Source organism: Oceanobacillus saliphilus, assembly GCF_023522835.1.
Lineage (GTDB): Bacteria > Bacillota > Bacilli > Bacillales > Amphibacillaceae > Oceanobacillus > Oceanobacillus saliphilus.
In genome coordinates this window covers 1-251 of record NZ_JALCZU010000270.1, presented here as the reverse complement: position 1 = coordinate 251, position 251 = coordinate 1, and the positions used below count along the sequence as shown (strand labels likewise).

The following is a 251-nucleotide window of genomic DNA, read 5'->3' as shown; positions in this document are numbered from 1 at the left end:
ACAAGTGGCATGCTCAGGCCACCCGCCACGCTTCGGCAATTCCTGTACCAGCAGTTCAATCAGTTTCATTTTATTTCTCCCATTGCTTTGGCGATGACGCGGTTAACAAGCTGCAACGTACCAAATGCGTGACCATCTTGTTTAGCTTGTTCACGTAGATGCGGTAACGACTGCTGTAACGCTTCCAGCAATTCCGGTGCGGCGGCGATGAGGTGGGCATTTGCGACGGCCTTATCAACATCACATTCAGT

General features: G+C 51.0%; 1 protein-coding gene. It reads right to left on the bottom strand.

Going from position 1 to position 251, the window contains the following annotated elements:
* Window positions 1-65: 65 nt before the first annotated feature.
* Window positions 66-251: XkdD/Y8K6 family phage-associated protein (locus MN204_RS21130; protein WP_249873007.1), on the bottom strand; the 186-nt coding region annotated here is incomplete at its 5' end.